General features: G+C 35.0%; 16 protein-coding genes. 11 read left to right on the top strand and 5 right to left on the bottom strand.

Annotated features, from left to right (window positions below; all coding sequences use genetic code 11):
• The first annotated feature begins 1 nt into the window (after nt 1).
• Both glpO and AC806_RS06415 read left to right on the top strand, forming a co-directional pair.
• Complete coding sequence (gene glpO / locus AC806_RS06420; RefSeq protein WP_061840825.1) at nt 2-1,825, top strand: type 1 glycerol-3-phosphate oxidase; 1,824 nt, start codon at nt 2-4, stop codon at nt 1,823-1,825.
• Complete coding sequence (locus AC806_RS06415; protein WP_014125021.1) at nt 1,818-2,534, top strand: MIP/aquaporin family protein; 717 nt, start codon at nt 1,818-1,820, stop codon at nt 2,532-2,534. The genes glpO and AC806_RS06415 overlap by 8 nt, the downstream gene beginning before the upstream one ends.
• A 79-nt stretch (nt 2,535-2,613) precedes the next feature.
• On the opposite strand, the gene AC806_RS06410 is transcribed toward AC806_RS06415, so the two are convergent.
• The 5 genes from AC806_RS06410 to AC806_RS06390 form a co-directional block, all read right to left on the bottom strand.
• Nucleotides 2,614-3,213, bottom strand: coding sequence for a TetR/AcrR family transcriptional regulator (locus AC806_RS06410; protein ID WP_014125020.1), 600 nt, complete (start codon nt 3,211-3,213; stop codon nt 2,614-2,616).
• Between the two features lie 76 nt (nt 3,214-3,289).
• Nucleotides 3,290-3,970 carry an ABC transporter ATP-binding protein gene (locus tag AC806_RS06405; protein ID WP_014125019.1) on the bottom strand — a complete coding sequence of 227 codons (681 nt, stop codon included), beginning with the start codon at nt 3,968-3,970 and terminating at the stop codon, nt 3,290-3,292.
• A gap of 2 nt (nt 3,971-3,972) precedes the next feature.
• On the bottom strand, nt 3,973-5,037 hold the full coding sequence (locus AC806_RS06400) for an ABC transporter permease (RefSeq protein WP_061840824.1): 1,065 nt from the start codon (nt 5,035-5,037) through the stop codon (nt 3,973-3,975).
• Between the two features lie 167 nt (nt 5,038-5,204).
• The gene (locus tag AC806_RS06395) at nt 5,205-7,244 is read right to left on the bottom strand and encodes a heavy metal translocating P-type ATPase (protein ID WP_014125017.1); all 2,040 of its coding nucleotides are present in this window, start codon (nt 7,242-7,244) and stop codon (nt 5,205-5,207) included.
• An 88-nt stretch (nt 7,245-7,332) separates the two neighbouring features.
• Entirely contained in the window at nt 7,333-8,679 is a 1,347-nt protein-coding gene (locus AC806_RS06390) for a Y-family DNA polymerase (protein WP_014125016.1), read from the bottom strand.
• A 158-nt stretch (nt 8,680-8,837) separates the two neighbouring features.
• Here AC806_RS06390 and AC806_RS06385 point away from each other — a divergent pair, with 158 nt between their 5' ends.
• The 9 genes from AC806_RS06385 to AC806_RS06340 all read left to right on the top strand — a co-directional run bounded on the left by AC806_RS06385 (nt 8,838) and on the right by AC806_RS06340 (nt 20,606).
• Entirely contained in the window at nt 8,838-9,932 is a 1,095-nt protein-coding gene (locus AC806_RS06385) for a baeRF6 domain-containing protein (protein ID WP_014125015.1), read from the top strand.
• A 201-nt stretch (nt 9,933-10,133) separates the two neighbouring features.
• Nucleotides 10,134-10,334, top strand: a complete 201-nt coding sequence (locus AC806_RS06380; protein ID WP_014125014.1) for a cold-shock protein — start codon at nt 10,134-10,136, stop codon at nt 10,332-10,334.
• Nucleotides 10,335-10,752: 418 nt separating this feature from the next.
• Nucleotides 10,753-13,503, top strand: coding sequence for a helicase C-terminal domain-containing protein (locus AC806_RS06375; RefSeq protein WP_069029005.1), 2,751 nt, complete (start codon nt 10,753-10,755; stop codon nt 13,501-13,503).
• An 80-nt stretch (nt 13,504-13,583) separates the two neighbouring features.
• A complete protein-coding gene (locus AC806_RS06370; protein ID WP_390092902.1) occupies nt 13,584-14,093 on the top strand; it encodes a cell wall elongation regulator TseB-like domain-containing protein in 510 nt (169 codons plus the stop codon).
• 27 nt (nt 14,094-14,120) lie between these two features.
• Nucleotides 14,121-15,311 carry a pyridoxal phosphate-dependent aminotransferase gene (locus AC806_RS06365; RefSeq protein WP_069029003.1) on the top strand — a complete coding sequence of 397 codons (1,191 nt, stop codon included), beginning with the start codon at nt 14,121-14,123 and terminating at the stop codon, nt 15,309-15,311.
• 37 nt (nt 15,312-15,348) lie between these two features.
• Nucleotides 15,349-16,647, top strand: coding sequence for an asparagine--tRNA ligase (gene asnS / locus AC806_RS06360; protein WP_069029002.1), 1,299 nt, complete (start codon nt 15,349-15,351; stop codon nt 16,645-16,647).
• 339 nt (nt 16,648-16,986) lie between these two features.
• Entirely contained in the window at nt 16,987-17,214 is a 228-nt protein-coding gene (locus tag AC806_RS06355; protein ID WP_061840820.1) for a hypothetical protein, read from the top strand.
• 179 nt (nt 17,215-17,393) lie between these two features.
• Nucleotides 17,394-18,535, top strand: a protein-coding gene (locus tag AC806_RS06345) for an IS3 family transposase (RefSeq protein WP_156768847.1) whose coding sequence is annotated in 2 segments (ribosomal slippage) — nt 17,394-17,625 and nt 17,625-18,535 — 1,143 coding nt in all. Because the reading frame shifts where the segments join, the coding sequence is not laid out codon by codon here.
• Between the two features lie 337 nt (nt 18,536-18,872).
• Nucleotides 18,873-20,606, top strand: a complete 1,734-nt coding sequence (locus AC806_RS06340) for a hypothetical protein (protein ID WP_069029001.1) — start codon at nt 18,873-18,875, stop codon at nt 20,604-20,606.
• Nucleotides 20,607-20,615 lie beyond the last annotated feature (9 nt).

The following is a 20,615-nucleotide window of genomic DNA, read 5'->3' as shown; positions in this document are numbered from 1 at the left end:
GATGGTCTTTTCATATAAGACAAGAAATGAAGAAATACAAAAAGTTCAAGATGAAGAACTAGACTTACTTGTAATTGGAGGAGGGATTACCGGAGCTGGCGTTGCTGTACAAGCCGCCGCTTCCGGTATGAAAACCGCATTAGTTGAAATGCAAGATTTTGCTGAAGGAACTTCTTCTCGTTCAACAAAATTAGTCCATGGTGGTATTCGTTATTTAAAAACATTTGATGTAGAAGTTGTTAACGATACGGTGAAAGAACGTGCAAATGTACAACATATCGCACCGCATATTCCAAAACCAGACCCCATGCTTTTGCCTATTTATGATGAAGCTGGCGCAACATTTAATATGTTTTCAGCAAAAGTAGCGATGGATTTATATGATCGTTTGGCAGGCGTTACCGGCAAATTTGCTAATTATACCTTAAATAAGTCAGAAGTGTTAGAAAGACAACCTCAATTAGAAAAAGAAGGTTTGCAAGGTGGCGGTGTTTATCTTGATTTTCGCAATAATGATTCACGCTTAGTGATTGAAAACATCAAAAAAGCACATGAAGATGGTGCTCGAGTATTAAATAAAGTCAAAGTTGTTAAAATTACACATGATCAACAAGGTATGGTCAATGGCGCTGATGTTCAAGATGTCATTAGCGGTAGGAATTTCCATATTAATGCTAAAGTTGTGATCAATACTTCTGGACCATGGACAGATGAAGTACGTGATTTGGACAAAAAAGATGACTTATCTGACCAAATGCGTCCTACAAAAGGTGTTCATTTAGTTGTGGATAAAGAAAAATTAAATGTTCCACAACCAACTTATTTTGATACAGGTGAAAACGATGGTCGTATGATTTTTGTTGTTCCCAGAGAGGACAAAACCTACTTTGGAACAACAGATACCGATTATCATGGTGATTTAAAACATCCAAAAGTTACACAAGAAGATGTCGACTACTTGTTAAGAATTGTTAACCGTCGTTATCCTGATGCTAAAATTGGCTTAGACGATATCGAAGCTAGTTGGGCAGGGCTACGTCCATTGATCACTGCAAATGGCGGTTCTGATTATAATGGTGGTGGCGGCGGCAGCGAAAAACTTTCTGATGAAAGTTTCAATAAAGTAGTAAACACCACAAAAGAATATTTAGAAGACGATGCTAAAAGAGACGATGTCGAAAAAGCGATCCAAGAAGCAGATAGTGCACAGGATAGTGGAGAAGTCGATCCATCACAAATTTCTCGTGGAAGCAGCTTGGAAGAAGCTAGCGACGGTTTAGTTACCCTTTCAGGTGGTAAAATTACAGACTATCGTTTGATGGCAGAAGGCGCTTTGAAGAAAATTAACGAGAAATTAGATAGTCAATTTGACTTAATTGACTCTAAAGAATATCCAGTTTCTGGCGGAGATATTGATCCTGATAATGTTGATGAAGAAATTAAAAAATTAGCTAAACAGGCACAAGATAAAGGATTAAATGAAAAAGACGCTCTTTATTTGGCAAATCTTTATGGATCAAATTTACCAACAGTATTGACTTATGATGAACCAATCAAAGGGTTAAGCCAACGTGATAGTTTTTCATTAAATTATGCGTTAAATGAAGAACTCGTGCTAACTCCTGTTGATTACTTCTTACGTCGTACAAACTTTATCTTATTTATTCGCGATGAGTTAGATGCTTTAGAACAACCAGTACTTGATAAAATGGCTGAATTTTATCAATGGAGTGATGAAGAAAAAGCCAACTATCAAAAAGAATTAGCAGAAGTTGTGGCAGAATCAGATTTGAAAGAGTTGAAGGAGGACGAATACCGTGAGTGATAGTTTACAAATATTTAGTGAATTTTTAGGGACAGCTGTACTCGTTTTACTAGGTGACGGTGTTGTTGCCGGTGTAAATTTAAAAAAGAGTAAAGCAGAAGGTGCTGGTTGGATTGCTATAACGGTAGGTTGGGGCATGGGTCTAGCGATGGCCGTATACATTGCCGGTTTTATGGGACCAGCTCATATCAATCCAGCTGTAACACTTGCTTTTGCAGCTATGGGTGACTTTTCTGTCGGACTTGTTGTGCCATTTATTATTGCACAAATATTAGGTGGGATTGTTGGAGCAACAATTGTTTGGTTAGCTTACATGCCGTTATGGAGCGAAACAGACGATGCAGATGGCATTTTAGCTTCGTTTGCTACTGCGCCTGCTGTACGTCATTTCACCGCTAATATGGTTACCGAAATTATTGGTACCTTTGTTTTGGTACTAGGTTTACTCAGTTTAGGCGAAAATGATCTTTCTGATGGATTTAATCCTCTTCTTATAGGTATCTTAGTTCTTTCCATTGGACTATCACTTGGTGGTCCTACAGGTTATGCGATCAATCCAGCGCGTGACTTAGGACCAAGAATTGCTCACCAAATCTTACCAATTGCCAATAAAGGAACTTCTGATTGGTCTTATTCATGGGTACCCATCGTTGGCCCTATCGTTGGAGGACTTGTAGCAGCTGGTGTATTTAGCCTTATTCCATTTTAAGAAATTAAAAAATGAACACTTCTATGTAACGATCTTTATTTCAAGTTTGTTACATAGAAGTGTTTTTTGTTTAAGTAAATTATTGTTTAATTCCCTGTAATAACCATTTTTTTTGAAAGCGGAAATCTTGAACTAACTCTTCTGTATTCCAATTATTGACAATGCAATCAGTAAGAGCATCCATCACTAAATTCATTATGAAATATAAGAAACTAAGAGCCTCATCATAAGAATCCATAACAAAATGATTGTGTTTAAGCAGATCTAACCATTGAGAAAACATAGGTGAATCTGGTGACAGTTTTTTTCGTTGGGTCATTTGTGAATGACTACTTTGAGTAAGTAATTGAAGCATTTGCCAATAGTGATCGTTTCGGTCTAATTCGCTGCAGTATATCAGAAAACTTTCGATACCTAAGAAAAAGTCCTGTTTATGCTGACTGATAGACGTCAAAATATCTTCATGAATTTTCATAGCATATTTATGAATAAGATAGGAGTAGGCATCTTCTAAATCTTGGAAGTATTTATAAAAAGCACCGCGAGACATTTGCATTGCTTCAACGATTTCTGAAACTTTCACTTGACTAATATGTCGATTATAAAATTTTTCCAGTAAGATTTGTTCAATATGCTGCTTTTTTTTCTGTGACAAATTAAGAAAGGTTTCTTTAGGCATTACTTTTCTCCTTTAGTGATCTTTATTCACAGTATACTCGTGCTTACTTTTTTTGTCACTACGGAAAAGAAGCAGCTCAATTTTTATCCATTTTAAGTAATTGACCATCTTTCATTTGGTAGGTTCGATCACTCCATTGAATCATACGCTCGTCATGGGTTACCATAACCGTAGCTTTTTGCTTTTCATGCGCTTCTTTTACTAATAACTTCACTACTTCATAAGCATGTTCTGTATCTAAACTTGCCGTGGGCTCATCTGCTAGGATCAAACTTGGGTTATTAAATAATGCGCGTGCGATAGCCACACGTTGTCGTTCACCACCAGACAGATCCCGAGGGTAGCTGTTTTTCAAAGAAGCAATATCCAAGGATTCTAATAGTTGGTTTATTTGCTCGTTAGAAGTCTTACGTTTATCTACTTTGTCGACTAGAATAAATTGCTCTTTAACCTTTAAAAAAGGAATTAAATTAGAACTTTGTAAAATAAAGCCAATTTCTTTAAAACGTAAATCGGAGCGCTTTTTTTCTGATAAATTAGAAAAAGAACTTCCATTAATTGAAATATCTCCAGCAGTTGAACTCTGTAGGCCACCAGAAATAGTTAAAAAAGTACTTTTTCCTGAACCTGAGGGTCCAATAATGCTTATGAATTCTCCTTTTTTGGCTGTAAAATTAACTTCTTTTAACGCGGTAATTTCTGTATGGCCGGAACCAAATTTTTTAAAAATATTGTCCATAATTAATATATCTTCCATATTTATCCTCCTATAGCAGTGATGGGATCAACTTTAGCGACTGATCGTATCGAGAATAGTCCGCCAATAATAGCGACTGAAACTAAAACGAAACTATAAAGTAGCCATTGGGACCAAATAATGGCAAATGGCATCGCAGTAGGTAAAACCAAACTTGTAAGGTAAGCAAGTATCATCGCGATTCCAGTGCCAAGTATTCCTATTACGAACGATTGGGCAATGATTGATTTTGCTATAAACCAATTCCGTATACCTTGAGCTTTCATCACACCAAAAATGGCGTTTTTCTGTAATGTGATAACATACATAAAAATGCCTATGACGGCTGTAGCTGTTACGAACAAGAAATAGATCATAGCATCTAATGTGAGATTTTGGGCTGAGTAACCAGGAATATTTTCAATTAATTCGGGAGTCGTCAAGAGATCTAAATCTTCATCATTTTCTATTTGGTTAATCTTTTCTTTTGTAGCAATGGCGTTGATTGGTTTTTCCTCATCAGAAGCAAATGGTTGATCGCCGAACTTCAATGATGTCCAAGTTTCTAGATCTGTATAAACCACAGGACTTACGGTATAGTAAGATTCGGGGAAAATACCAGTGATGGTTAAATCTTCTTCGTATTGACCAATATTAATTTTATCGCCAACTTGATAGCCTGTATCTGCTAGGTTTTGCGAAATAATAATATCATCTTTATTTTTGAAATTTTCACCTTGAATTAGTTCAGGCAATAAAAAAGCTTGCTTAGTACTACCAAAAACTGTGATATCTTGTTGAGTCCCCTTAATCGCTCCGCTGTATAAACCAATGGGAGCTTTAGTAGAACTTTGAATATCATCAATATTGCTTCTTGTTAGCTGAGAAGCAGTAAGTGTTTGATTTGCTTCATCAGACAAAACAATTTCTTCAGCTTGCCAGTCCTCCACACCCTTTTTAAATTCTTCTGCTAGTCCTCTTGCTAATCCGGAGAGCATAAAGACGACATAAGCAATTAAAACCATCATTCCAATAATTAAGCCAAAACGTAATTTAGAATAATGCATTTCTTTTAATGCTAAAAACATATTTGTAACCTCCTGAATAAATCATGATTTAATAAAAGTGACGATATGTCACTCGCTTACTATACAACAAAAGTGACAAAATGTCACTGATAAAGTGAAATTTTTTTAAAAGAAGCTTAGACATAAAAAAAGAAGCTACCATCAGGTAACTTCTTTTTAAATAAAGTTTAATCAATTTTCAGCAACATTGCGTTAATAGCAACAATAACTGTACTTAATGACATCACGATCGCGCCAACTGCAGGGCTTAAGATAATACCGATAGGTGCAAGAACACCAGCTGCCAATGGAATAGCTACAATGTTGTAGCCAGCGCCCCACCAGATGTTTTGTACCATCTTACGTTGCGTACGTTTAGCTAATGTTAAGAAATGCATGATATCGGATGGATCGCTTTTGACCAATATGACATCAGCTGAGTCGATAGCAACATCTGTACCAGCACCAATGGCTATACCGACATCTGCTCTGGCCAAGCTAGGCGCATCATTGACGCCGTCACCGACCATCATTACAGTTTGGCCATTATCACGATAATCTTTGACCATTGTTTCTTTGTCTTCCGGCATTAATTCAGCGTGCACATCATCAATACCTAATTCTTTAGCGACAGCTTGTGCTACTTGTTGATTATCTCCTGTTAACATCACAGGTTCAATATTTTGATCTTTTAGTGATTGTATCATGGATTTAGCAGTAGATTTGATTTGATCCCCTTGAGCGACTAATCCAATATTTTTCTCATCAATTAATAGGAAACTAACCGAATTTCCTTGTCTTGATAATTCATCAAAATTATCTTGATCGTAGTCAATCGATTGTTTATTCAAATAAGAAACACTAGCGACTTTAATATCTTTTCCGTTAACAGTTCCTTCTAAACCAACGCCCGGTAAATTATCAACATCAGAAGCTTTTGGAATATCTAAAGATAATTCTTCGGCTTTATTTAAAATTCCGACGGCTAGTGGGTGATTAGAATTTTGTTCTAGAGCTGAAATATAAGTGAGTACTTGATCTGCTGTATAATCCTCACTAAATGAACGATAGTCATTTACCGCAAAGTTCCCTTCTGTCAAGGTACCTGTTTTATCCATTAAAATGACATCAACTTTTTTAGCTGTTTCTAATGCTTCGCGATTTTGTAATAGCAAACCATTTTTAGCACCTAGCGAAGTTGAACGGGCAATCACTAGCGGAATTGCAAGCCCTAATGCGTGCGGACAAGCAATAATAAGCACTGTTACCATACGTTCAAAAGCTGTGCTCAAATCTGCTGTGATTAACCAACCGATAAAAGCGAGAATACCAGCTGCTAGAGCAACATAGAATAACCATTTAGCCACTTGGTCTGATAGGGTTTCAACTTTTGATTTTTCATTTTGTGCATTTTCAACAAGAGTCATAACTTGAGAAAGATAACCTGATTCACCAGTTCCGGTGACTTCAACTGTAATAGTACCCGATCCGTTAACAGAACCACCGATAACAGTATCTTTTTGTTCTTTTTCTACATCTTTAGCTTCACCAGTAACCATCGCTTCGTTAACACTGGTTGTTCCCTTTAATACTGTACCATCAGTTGGAATTTTTTCACCTGCTTTGATTAATACATGTTGACCTTCTTGTACATCTTGCAAAGAAACATCTTTTGTATCTCCATTTTTATCGACAACATGCGCAGTATTTGGTAATAATTGCGCCATTTCTTCTAGGGCGTTTCCAGCATTACTTACTGCATTCATTTCAACCCAATGACCTAGTAACATAATAACGATCAATGTAGCTAATTCCCAAAAGAAATCTGTCACATGGTCAATTTGAGGGATAAAGTTATTGGCAATGAAAGCATATAAACTGTAAATATACGCTACTGTAATCCCTAAAGAAATTAATGTCATCATTGCTGGTTGTTTTGAGGATAGTTCCATTTTTGCACCTTGTAAGAATGGCATTCCGCCATAAAAGAACAAGATTGTAGCTAAGATCAATACGAGCCATTCAGAACCTGGAAATTGAAATTGAAAAGGTAAATCCAAACCCATCATCGGCGACATTAAAATAATTGGGATAGTTAAAATTAATGAAATAAAAAATTTTGGTTTTAAATTTCCCATATGCATGGAATGATCCATTCCAGAATGTCCGCCATGTTCATGGTTGTGTTCCATTGCTGCGTGATCCATATGTTCATGATTTTCACTCATTACGACTCCTCCTTTTTTATCATACATTTATAGTGTAGCATCGTTGTTTACGATTGTAAACGAAAATGATTACTCCTATAGTAATCAATCAGGACAAACCGTCCATACCACCAGCACCGCCGTTATGTCCACCAACTAGATGGCTACGAGCAAGGCTGCGAGCACCTTCTAATTTACTCGTCGCATAAAAAATTGAGTGAAAACCATATTTTGCTCGAATTTTATCGATGATCTTATCTAAGCGTTCTTCGTTTATATAATTATCTACATCTTCAAATAAATCCATTTCTCGGGCCTTAATATAAGTTAATTTAGAATAGGAGATACCAATATGACGAATCGCTTGTCCTTGATAATATTGTCGAAATAAACGCAGGCAATGTGCTTTTAATTCTTTATTAGTATTGGTCGCGGGAATTTTCATCTGATGGGAAAAGTCACCATCTGTTTCACCATAAGCTGCACCGATATAAAGATGTACACATGAGGTGAAATAACCATGTCGCCGAATTCGTGCGGCCACTTGTTCTGCTAATTCGCTGATAACAATCTCAATTTCACGCTGTTTGGTATAATTTTTGGGAAGTACCTGACTATTACCGTAAGATTTTTCTTTAACGGTAGGTGGGGTTTCCGCTAAGATGGTTCGATCGATACCATTGGCATGATGATAGAGCTGTTCACCAATAACGCCAAATCGATAATAAAGTAAATCAATATTTGAATTCGCTAATTGTTCGATGGTGTTAATCCCTATTTTAGCCAGTTGTTTTTTCGTACGCGAACCAATCCCCCAAAATTCAGTCATAGGATCAATTTGCCAAACTTTGTTTTTTACATCCTGATAAGTCCATTCGGCCATATAGCTATTTTCTTTGCGATACTTAGCTTCTGTATCTAAAGCTAACTTTGCTAATAAGGGATTATCACCAATTCCTACAGAGAGAATCAAACCTGTTTTTTCATAGACTTCTGTCTGGATTTTTCTAGCCATTAACCAGCGCTTTTCTTGTCGCGATAAGTTGAGATCTGGAAAAAATAAATTTAATGAATAAGTGATATCCAGAATAGATTCGTCAATGGAATAGATCAATAAATCTTTTGGAGCTACATATGTTTTAAATAAATTATTAAGTAGAACATTTTCTTTAATATATAACCTCATCCGTGGAGGAACCTGCTTTAATAAAGGATGATCGGGCAAATTATCAATTCGCGAGACATTAGATATTCCCAATATTTCTTTGGCTTTAGGCGAAGCAGCTAAAATCAAACCATTACCAGTATTATCCGCGTGGCTAGCCACTACAAGTAATGTTTCTAAAGGATCCCAACCATGATAAATACATTCTACTGTAGCATAAAAACTTTTTACATCAATAAATAAAATATCACGCAAGGGTTCTTTTTTATAATTAAAAGAAACCAAATCCATCACCTGCTTTCTTCTATCATTATACGAACAAACGTTCCTATTTGTAAAGGGGAACTTAATTTAAAGAAAAAATGATGGTAACGTTTTATTTTGTTATAATGCTTAGTCATGGTACACTTAAAATGTAGCATATAAATTATGTAGGAGGGGAATAATATATGGCAAAAATTGGAAGAGAGTTATTAGATCGTTTGTCAAATGAAGGGGTACAAGGTCCATTTGTTACAATTATGATAAATACAAATGTGACTCCTCAAGGCGTTGAAAAAGATCAATTAAAGATCAAAAATTTTATGAAAGAAGCGAAAAAACGCTTTGATAAACGTTATCCAGACCAAGATTGGGAACCATTCCAAGAAAAATTTGACGATTTATTAAACGATAGAACATTTTTCCGTGATGCAACTACAAGTGTTGCCATAATTTTGACTGCTGAAGAAACTTATATTCATCGTTTAAGTATTCGAGTTGATGATCAATATTATGTCGGAGATACACCTTATCTACTGGCTATTATCAAAAATGCGCAATTTAACTACCGTTACTATTTAATGGCGTTAAATCGTAGTTCGATGAGTTTATATTTTATGAGTAATAAAAAACTCTCAGAAGTTGAACTTCCAGAAGATGCACCGACTGATTTAGAAACAGCACTAGGAACAGAACTTACCGGTGGTGACGCCGATTTCCGTTCTGGCTTAGGTTATCATAGCGGAAATCCTAAAGATGAGGAAGTAGAAATCGATTGGAACAATTATTATCAAGCAATCGATAGTTTCTTGCGTAATGAGGTCGAAAATGAAGAAAAAGTACCACTTTACCTTTTTGCTCTTACCGAAAATCAAACCGCATTTAAGAAAAATGCAAAATACAATTATTATGACCCAAGTATTGCTATTTCTCGTTCGCCAGCGCAACTTTCTACCCAAGAAATAGAAGAAGCAACAGGTCCAATTACCGAAGAATTATCAAAAAGAGAAATTGAAAGTTATCAAAAACTGATGAATCGCAAAAGTTTCGAACAAGTTGCTGATATTAAACAAGCTGCGGAATTAGGTCGAGTAGATCAATTCTTTATCGCGACATCTAATTTGCAAGAAAACTTTGGTGAAGATCCTGAGGCTGAATATGATTGGCGTCAAGTACTAAATACAATTGCTCGTGATGTATTACGTAATAGCGGAGATGTATTTGTACTAGAACAAGAAGATGCTCCTGGTGAAAAGAGTTTATATGCCACATTAAGATATTAGTTTGTTTATTAGGCGTAAAAAAGTAAATAATAAAAATCTTTTGCAAAAAGTTAGTTATTTTCTAGTTTATGTGTTATACTATGAAATGTAGTTTTTGTTACGTAATTTATGGTAGCTTGTTTCATCTAAGAACATCTTCCAAATATTCACTTAACAAGGATTTGCAAAATATGTGTTTATACACAAGGAGGATTTTTTTACATGGAAACAGGAACAGTTAAATGGTTCAACGCAGAAAAAGGCTATGGCTTTATCACAGGTGAAGATGGAAACGACGTATTCGTTCACTTTTCAGCTATCCAAGAAGAAGGTTTCAAAACTTTAGAAGAAGGCCAATCTGTTAACTTCGATATCGAAGAAGGACAACGTGGACCACAAGCTACTAATGTAGTAAAAGCTTAATTTAAAAAATCAAGCAAAAAACGGGGCAGTTGCTGCTCCGTTTTTTTTTTAGTCGTTTAGATAACGTGTGTGTTTTTTAAAAAAGAGGATAGTTATTCATAGCGACTCTAGTTTCCTTTAAAACTAAAGTAGGACCGCTAAAGTAGCTCAAGATTTTTTCAAAACTAAATTAAGACTGTCAAAGTAGCTCAAGATTTTTTCAAAACTAAAGTAAGTCTGCCAAAGTAGGTCTAGATTTCTTCCAAACTAGAGTAAGTCTGCTAAAGTAGGTCTAGATTTTTTCAAAGCTAGAGTAGGTTTACCAAAGTAGCTAGTTTTCTCTAAAAAAAGACCTTACTTCAAGTCGCTTTATTTTCCTTCATTGGTTTTTAAGCGGTTCTGTATTATAATGCAGGAAGCAAAGAAAAGGTGAGAAGTAATGAATACCACTTATGCAATTGTAGATATCGAAACAACCGGAACAGATCCTAAGACGGATCGTATTATTCAGTTTGGCTGTGTACTAGTCAAAGATGATAAAATCATCGATCGTTTTGCAGTAGATATCAATCCGATTAAAACAATATCAAAACAAATTCAACACTTAACGCATATTTCGAATAAACGTGTGAAAAAGGCGCCATATTTTGAAGATGTCGCAGCAACCATTTATAACTTTCTAGCAGATACAACTTTTGTTGCTCATAATATTCACTTTGATTATAATTTTTTAAATCATGAATTAACACGTTGTGGGATGCCTGAGTTACAAATTCCAGGTATTGATACTGTGGAGTTGGCACAAATTTTTTTACCTACACAGGTTAGTTTTCGTTTAAATGATTTGGCTGAAAGCTTAGGTTTACAACATGATTCACCGCATCAAGCAGATAGTGACGCTGAAGTGACAGCTGCTTTATTATTACATATTAAAGCAAAGATGCAGGAATTGCCGCTGGTAACATTAGAAAAAATCACGCAACTAAGTGAGGTAACCAGTAAAGAAACCAGTATTTTTATCGAACAAATCACAAAAGAAATGCAAACAAAACTGCCGCCTTTAGCACCGTCATTAGAAGTCATTGAGGGAATTGCTTTGCGTAAAAAAGAAGTCCCACTGTTTGATGAAAACTATTATGAAAAGCCTTATCCTAAAACTAAAAAAGAAAAAGTAAAACTTTATCAAGATAAACTATCTTATCGTAAAGAACAAGGGCAGTTAATGAATACTATTTTTCGTCACTTTACTGAAAGTACAGAAAAGAATTTATTGATTGAAGCATCAACAGGTATGGGAAAAACGATTGGTTATTTATTACCAGCCGCTTTTCTAGCAACACCAGAAAATCCTATGGTGATCAGTACTGTTTCGATTTTACTGCAGCACCAGTTAATTGATCAGGATATTCCTTTGTTAAATACCTTAATTGAACAACCGCTTTATGCAACGGTTGTGAAAAGCAAAAGTCATTATATCGACTTGCAGCGCTTTAAGGCTACTTTGGATACACCTGTCCAGCAGAAACAATATGCTTTATATCAAATGGGGATTTTAGTATGGTTGACGCAAACGATGACAGGAGACTTAGATGAATTAAACTTAATTCGCTTAGATCACTTATTATTTCAAGAAATTAGTCATCGTGGTGTTGCATATTTGTCAGATCAACAGCCGCTTTACCAAGAAGACTTTTTACGTCATTTGCAAAAACGGATGGCACAAAGCAATGTTTTGATCATAAATCATGCTTTCTTAGCACAAGAAACGCAGCGGGCCCAGGCTTTATTACCGAAAAGTCGTTACTTACTTATTGATGAAGCCCATCATCTGCCAGAAACCATGGAAAAAGTGTCCAAACATTATCTTGATACACCAGCGTTTCAACGCAGAGTCAATCAATTTTATGACGATGATCAGTTGTTTGACCAAATAGAAATAATGCTAGAAGATCAAACTGAAAGTTTGCGATTGTTTCATTTATATCAAGAAGAACTACAAGCGATAATCGAATGTCAAGAAGACCTTTTTGCCGAGTGGTTTGAAGAATGGCCAGTACAAGAAGAAATTATCTTGCAGGCAGAACAACGCCAAAATTTGTCAGTAAGTTGTGAGAAAACCATTCAGCGATTATTACTGTATTATCAAGAGTTACTAGAGATTCAGTCACAATTGAACGAGCAGATGAATAAAATAAGCGATGCCTGGTTGGACCGGCAAAGAATTTATTTTGGCGAATTTCTTTCTTTTTATGAAGAAATGAAGGCTCAAGCTTCTTTTATGAAGGACTGGCTGACTAATTGGTCCTCTCATTATGTGCATTGGTTGTATTTATACGGAAATAAGAAAACAGCACGTATTCAGCTTATTGATTTCCATGCGGCAATTTTACCGAATACTTCTTGGTATGATCGTTATGAAAAAATTATTTATATGGGGGGCACGTTGAAAGTTCCTAAAAATAGAAACTATTTCGCTAAAAAATTAGGTATCCCTGAGGCGCCATTAAAAGTAATTCCGCAAACCTATGATTATGCGAATCAAGCCAAATTCTTAATTGCTAAAAATGATATCAATGTAAATGAACTAAGTAGTGATGCTTATGCAAGTTATCTGGCAGAAAACTTAACAGTACTTTTAGAAGATATTAATCAACCAGCTTTAGTTTTGTTTACCTCTCATGAAATTTTGCAAAAAGTATACAAAAAAATTCATCAACATTTTTTAAGTAAAGGTAGAGAAATTCTGGCGCAAGGAATGGGCGGGAGTAAAGAAAAGTTGCTTAAACGATTTATTCAATCTAAACAATCCATTTTATTTGGTGCAGACAGCTTCTGGGAAGGTGTTGATTTGCCAGGAGATGCATTACAGTTATTGATTGTAACGCGTTTGCCTTTTGAAAATCCGCAACGACCGCTTATTAGAGCTAGGAATTATTATCTAAAAGATCAATCACTTGATCCTTTCTCACAAGAAAGCTTACCTAAAGCCGCGTTGAAATTACGGCAAGGATTAGGTCGTTTAATTCGTTCAGAAAATGATAAAGGATTGATGATTTTGTTTGACCGGCGTTTAATTACTAAAAGTTATGGCAAACGATTGGAAAAAGCACTGCCGAAAGAATTACCTATTCAAGAAGCCACAGTTAGTGAAATGAAGCAAGTAATAGACGAATTTTTAGAAAAGCAATAAATTTTGTATAAAAATGGTACAGTTTCCATCTAACTTTTTGTATAATAGAGATTAGCTAAAAAGAAAGGGTGCGTTTAAAAGTGCCAGATAATGAAAAAAGAGAAAAACAGAAAGTCACTGTTTTATTTGTCATCAGCATGGTTTTACTGTTTGTTATTTTCTTTTCTATTATCTTTTATATTCGTGCTTCACGTCCAATGCGACAAGCAAAAAAAGAAGCAGTAGAAATTGCCGAAGAATATGCGAATATTGATACCGTAGATGATTTTTATTGGTTTAGGCGTGATGAAAACTATTTTACGGTAATGGGAAAAGATAAAAATGACCAAGCATTGGCTGTGATTATTCCGGAATCGGGAAATAAAGTAACAATTGAACAGCAAGATGACGGATTGACCGAACTAGAGGCAAAGCAGGCAGTGTTACAGGAACATGAAGATGAAAGTATTGAAAAAGCAAGCTTAGGCATGGTAGATGACACGCCAGTTTGGGAAGTTGTCACTACTGATGACGAAGATGGAGAGGATAGTAATTATTACTTACTGCAATTTGAAGATGGAGAAGAAGTCAAAGATCTTCAGGATATCTAGCTTGTAATTAGAAAGGGATGTATGTACATGAGATTTTCACAACGATCCGAGAATTTAGAGCCTTCTGTAACTTTAGGGGCTTCAGAAAAAGCAAAACAATTAAAGGCGCAAGGCGCTGATGTTTTAAGTTTAACTGTCGGAGAACCAGATTTTACTACCCCAGTTCATATCCAAGAAGCTGCTGTGGAAGCAATTCGTTCTGGAAAAACGAGTTTTTATACACCTACAGCGGGGATTCCGCAGTTAAAACAAGCCATCGTTGCTTATTTGAAAAAATATTATGGCTTAAGCTATGATACATCAGAAACAATGGTAACTGATGGCGCGAAATTTGCACTTTATACCTTATTCCAAGCAATTTTAAATCAAGGGGACGAAGTGATCATCCCTGTTCCTTATTGGGTGAGTTATGGGGAACAAGTAAAATTAGCTGCAGGGACGCCTATTTTTGTTAAAGGTAAGGAAGAAAATCAATTTAAGGTGACCGCTGAGCAATTAGAAGAAGCAAGGACTAAAAATACCAAGGCAGTCATTTTAAACTCCCCTTCAAATCCAACAGGTATGATTTATAGCAAAGAAGAACTCGAAAAAATTGGAGCGTGGGCAGTTGAGCATGATATATTGATTGTTTCTGACGATATTTATGGACGGCTCGTTTATGATGATAATGTATTTACACCTATTGCTACTATTTCTGAGAAAATTCGTCGGCAAACATTGATCGTTAATGGTGTTTCTAAGTCATATTCGATGACTGGTTGGCGCATTGGATTTGTTGCTGGTGACAAAGACTTGATTAAAGCAATGTCAGATATTGCTTCGCAGTCGACAAGTAATCCGGCAGCTGCTAGTCAATATGCTGCAGCAGAAGCATTAAATGGTCCACAAGATTCTGTAGAAGAAATGCGCAAAGCTTTTGAAGAGCGTATGAAACGCATTTATCCATTATTATTAGAGATCCCTGGATTTAAATTGCAAAGACCGCAAGGCGCCTTTTATTTCTTTCCTAATGTAAAAAAAACAATGGAAATTTGTGGTTATAATGACGTAACTGAATTTACAGAGGCTTTATTAAATGAAGCTCATGTAGCTACTGTTACAGGCCAAGGTTTTGGCTCCAATGAAAATATCCGTATCAGCTATGCAACAGATATGAAAACGTTGGAAGAAATGGTGAAACGAATAAAAGAATTCGTAGAGAAAAAACGACAAAATTAAAAATGTTAAATGTAGTATATAGAATGGAGAGACACAATTGGAAAAAATTCAAATTATCGATGCCAACAAGCATGTAGGTGAAGTTGTAAAGATCGGCGCTTGGGTAGCTAATAAACGCTCTAGCGGGAAAATCGCATTTTTGCAATTACGCGATGGTACAGCTTACTTTCAAGGCGTTGTCGTAAAAAATGATGTTTCTGAAGAGATATTTCACTTAGCAAAAGAATTACCACAAGAAACTTCAATTTGGGTTACTGGTGAAATTAGAGAAGATAGTCGTTCAAAGTTTGGTTATGAATTAGGTGTACAAGATATTGAAGTGGTTGGCGAAAGTCATGATTATCCTATTGCTCCCAAAGAGCATGGAACAGAATTTTTAATGGATCATCGTCATTTGTGGTTACGTTCTTCTAAACAACATGCCATTATGCAAGTGCGCAATGAAATTATTCGCGCGACTTACGAATTTTTCAATGATCGTCACTTTACTAAAGTAGATCCACCGATTTTAACTGGATCTGCGCCAGAAGGTACGACCGATTTATTTGAAACAAATTATTTTGATCAAAAAGCTTATTTATCACAATCTGGACAATTGTATATGGAAGCTGCTGCGATGGCTTTTGGCAAAGTATTTTCCTTTGGTCCAACTTTTCGGGCGGAAAAATCCAAAACACGTCGCCATTTGATTGAATTTTGGATGATGGAGCCAGAAATGGCTTTTATGCATCAAGAAGAAAGTCTAGATATTCAAGAAGAATATGTAGCATTTCTAGTGCAAAGCCTGTTAGATAATTGCGATTATGCTTTACATGTTTTAGAGCGTGATCGTTCAGTATTAGAGAAATATACTAAATTACCTTATCCAAGGATTTCTTATGATGATGCAGTAAGTATGTTAAAAGAAAATGGTTTTGAGGATATTGAATGGGGCGAAGATTTCGGGGCGCCGCATGAAACATTTATTGCAAATTCATTTGATCAGCCGGTATTTATTTTAAATTATCCAAAAGATACAAAACCTTTTTACATGAAGCCTCATCCTACCAGAGATGATGTTGTGATTTGTGCTGATTTGATCGCTCCAGAAGGGTATGGCGAAATTATTGGTGGCTCCGAGCGGGCAACTGATTATAATTACTTATTAGAACAAATCAGAAATTATGGTTTGGATGAAAATGAGTATTCCTGGTATCTAGATTTACGTAGATATGGTTCAGTTCCACATACAGGTTTCGGGCTAGGACTAGAAAGAACAGTAACTTGGTTAGCTGGGATCGAACACGTGCGTGAAGCCATTCCATTCCCACGTTTATTGAATCGGATTTATCCGTAAAAAGTTAAACAATATATTTTAAAACTTGAAGCTCCCTCAAAGTAGGGGGCTTTTTATATAGGGTTTAAATGTTATATAAAAGACTTTATATACTTAATAAAGGATATTAAATCCATGTTTTTCATCAAATTGGTATATATAAAAATAATGATTAAGTATTGAAATAATTACTAAATTATAGGCATGAAGTTATGAATAAAATGAAATCGGTCTATATCTATTAAAGAAATTTAGCTTTTTAAAAACTTTTTTTATCAAAAACCTTGTATGTTTAATATATACATGTTATGTATATATTATAGTAATGATTTTATAAGTTCATTTTAGGGGGTAAAACTGATGAATGTAATAGAAAATATTCAAGTAGGGGAACGCTATAAAGTTCAGCCGAGACATTTTCATCGCACCTTTATCGGAAATGTAAAAAGCGTAGAGGGTTCGACGATTGTTTTTGAAGTGGAAAATTACGATCTCGTAGATCAAGAAAAAGTAGATGAGAGTCGATTGGTTACTGTAGATATTTCAGACGTTAAATACTCAATGAAAAATAATTATTTTTTTAGTTAAAATAACAAAATATATCATAAAAGACCCTTCTTCTTGTTATAAAGAAGAAGGGTCTTTTATGTTTTGATGAAAAGAAATACTAGGCGTCTCAATAATCAAAATTTTGAATATATGGTGTTAGGTTAGTTTTATGGACACATTTTTGTAGAGTACTATAATATTCTATGAAAGGATGTTCAATGATGGCAAAACAATACAACCAAGAAACAAGAGAATTGGTCCTTCAATTAAATGAACAAGGACAAAGTGTTCCTTCTTTGGCACGTGAATATGGGATTTCAGAAGCAACGATATTTAACTGGAAGAAAGAATATACTCCGGATAAAGAAACAGGGAAAAGTCAGGCAGATATTCATCAAATGGAGAAGAAAATGCATCGTCTGGAACAGGAAAATGATATTCTAAAAAAAGCTATCACCATATTCACGAAAGAGTAAGTAATGACACGTTGATTTATGAAATTATTGATAAAGAGCGTCAAGAATACCCCGTACGAACATTAACGAACGTACTCGAGGTATCAAAGTCAACTTACTATGCCTCCAAGAACCGTTGTCCGAGCCAAAGGAGCCAAAAGAACGAACAATTAAAAAAAGAAATTCTACAAAATTACGAGAAAAGCAAGCGCCGTTATGGCGCACCTAAGATCACGCATCAATTAATACAGTCCGGCTGGAAAGTCAGTCTAAAGCGCGTGCAACGATTGATGCGAGAACTTGGCATTCACTCGATTATTCGAAAAAAATATCGTCCAGCAAGCAATCATGAAAAAGTGGAATCCCGTGAGAACCTCTTAAAACAAGATTTCTCTACGACTTCGATTAACCAAAAATGGAGTGCAGATATTACCTATATTCATACCCAAAAAGAAGGCTGGACCTATTTAGCTTCTGTCATGGACTTGTATTCTCGTAAAATTATTGGCTATTCTTATGGCAAACAAATGACGACTGCAATTGTGGTGAATGCTTTTCAGCAAGCCATGCAAAATCAACAATTAAAAGATGGTAAGGGACTCATCTTACAAACAGATTTAGGCACGCAATATACGAGCTATGAATTTGAAAATCTTCTCCTTCAGTATCACATCAATCATTCTTACAGTCGCAAAGGAACGCCCTATGATAATTCAGGGATTGAGTCTTTTCACGCGACTTTGAAAAAGGAAGAAGTTTATTTGAAGTACTATAAAAATTTTGACGATGCCCGTCTCGCTTTATTCCAATATATTAATGGTTGGTACAATCGCGAACGGATTCATGGGAATATCAACTACCTAACACCCCAGCAAGCGGAAGATCAAGCAAAAATGTTGGCGTAGGTCTAGAGTTTCCCTACACATTTTTTTGAGGAACTTATCCACAAAGGCCTCCTTGTCATCGTTTCCGCTTAATGTCAAATACGTTTTTCCATTTGATATTAAGCGGAAATGATGACATTCTCGAGAGTGGATTCGTTTCGAAAAAAGACTCTCGAAAAATGTGTCCAGAATATTGACGTAAATCCATTCTTATGTTATAGTAGAAAGGTCTTTTTATAGAAAATTTTTATGTTTTTTCATTGAGTAATACTTGAGATTACTTGAAGGAAAAAGGTAAATTTTCTATGCTGTAATAATAAAGAAGAAATTCAACAGAATGTAAAGGAAAAAAGGTCGCATGAAAAAATTTTTAGCTAATTACAAAAACCAGCTATTTATCTCTTTGATGCTTATTTTTATTGCTTCAATTTTATTACAATGGGTCCAAATAAGTAATAAAAATTTGTACTTAGGGTACGATTGGATTTTTCATTATAATAGGTTTTATGATGCAGCACAACAGATTAAAGATGGGAATTTACAATATTTTATTTCAATGTATGGTTTCTCGCAATCCGGACGAATTATCAATGCATTGTATGGACCCATGTTTGCTTACCTTAATGGACTGTTTTTACTAATTTCTCGTTCTTGGTTCAGTTATCAGCTATTTTCAAATTTTCTGATTACATTTTTATCTGCCAGCAGTATGTTTTGGCTTCTTATAAAAAATAAAATAAGAATTCCTATTTCTTTGATATTTTCTATTATGTATTCATCTTTTTATATGATCCAATCTTGGACGTTTAACCAGTCATTTGGGAACTGGGGGGCTTTTATTTTACCTTTAGTGGTTTTAGCAGCAACTAGGTTTTTACGAGAGAGTTATTCAAAAAAAGATTTGGCATTTTTAGCTTTTGTTATGACACTAGCTATTCAAATACATGTTTTGACAGTTCTTTTTTCTGTGATTATTCTAATCCCTTTCTTTGTATTTGGCTTTTTACATTCAAAAAATAAAAAAACGCTTTTTATGTATACCTTTATTGCTGCTTTAGCCACAATATTTATGACTGCGAATGTCTGGTATCCTTTATTAGAAGTGAATATGGAAAATCAACTTATGAGACCCGCCGTTGTTTGGAATATGGAAAATCATGCAGTTAGGTTAGACTTATTTAAACCTTATAAAGATTTTTCTTTAGTTGTTTGTTTATTATTCATTGGACAATTTCTAGCAGCTATCTATAGTAAAATGAATATACTAAATCGTTTAACCACGATTACTTCGTTTGGGCTATTCGCTTTATCGTCAAAAGTATTTCCTTGGAATGATATAACAGATAAGTTCCCTAGTATATCAATCATACAATTCCCTGGACGTTTGCTATTGCCAGCTATAGTGTTAATCATTTTAGCATTAAGTCTTTCCATGGAAACTATTCTTGATAACAAAGGAACGAGGATAGACAAACGTATAATAATATATCCAATTTTATTTTTAATGCTTTTAGGCTCAGTCAAAGGTCATATGGATTACTCAAATAAAGAGTTACAAAATTGGAAAGGTACGGAGTTATTTTCTTCAACAAAAAATGTTATTTTTAAAACAAAAGATCTAGAAAGTTTGAGAAATAGCTTCAAAGCAAAAGATTTGGGGGCGCCTTTCCGTTTGATTAAAAAAAGGAACTCAGATTATTTACCAGTGGCTGATAAGAGCCTTGCTTATGATAAAGAATTTCATCCATATGGTAAGCAAAAGCGAACGATTATTGAAAACCCGATTAATGAAAAATTAACTAAAAAAGTAAAAAATCACCAACTAGTAATTTCATGGCGGTCTAATGGAGAAGAAACTTTATTACCTTTAATTATTTATAACCGTACTAATGTTGTTGTTAATGGGGAACAGCTAGATAACGCACAAATAAAAACTAATGAGATCGGGGGGCTAATTGTCCAACCGCAAAAGGGAGAAAATACTGTAAAAATTAGTTATAAAGCTTCCTTTGTATTCTATTATATGCTTTTTATTTCAATATTATCATGGTTTTTATTTGCTTTATGGCAAATTATAAGAGTATTGAAGTAATTATTTAAT

The sequence above is a fragment of the Tetragenococcus halophilus genome (assembly GCF_001712815.1).
Lineage (GTDB): Bacteria > Bacillota > Bacilli > Lactobacillales > Enterococcaceae > Tetragenococcus > Tetragenococcus halophilus.
The sequence above is the reverse complement of the archived record's forward strand: the minus strand, read 5'-3'. Positions and strand labels throughout refer to the sequence as shown.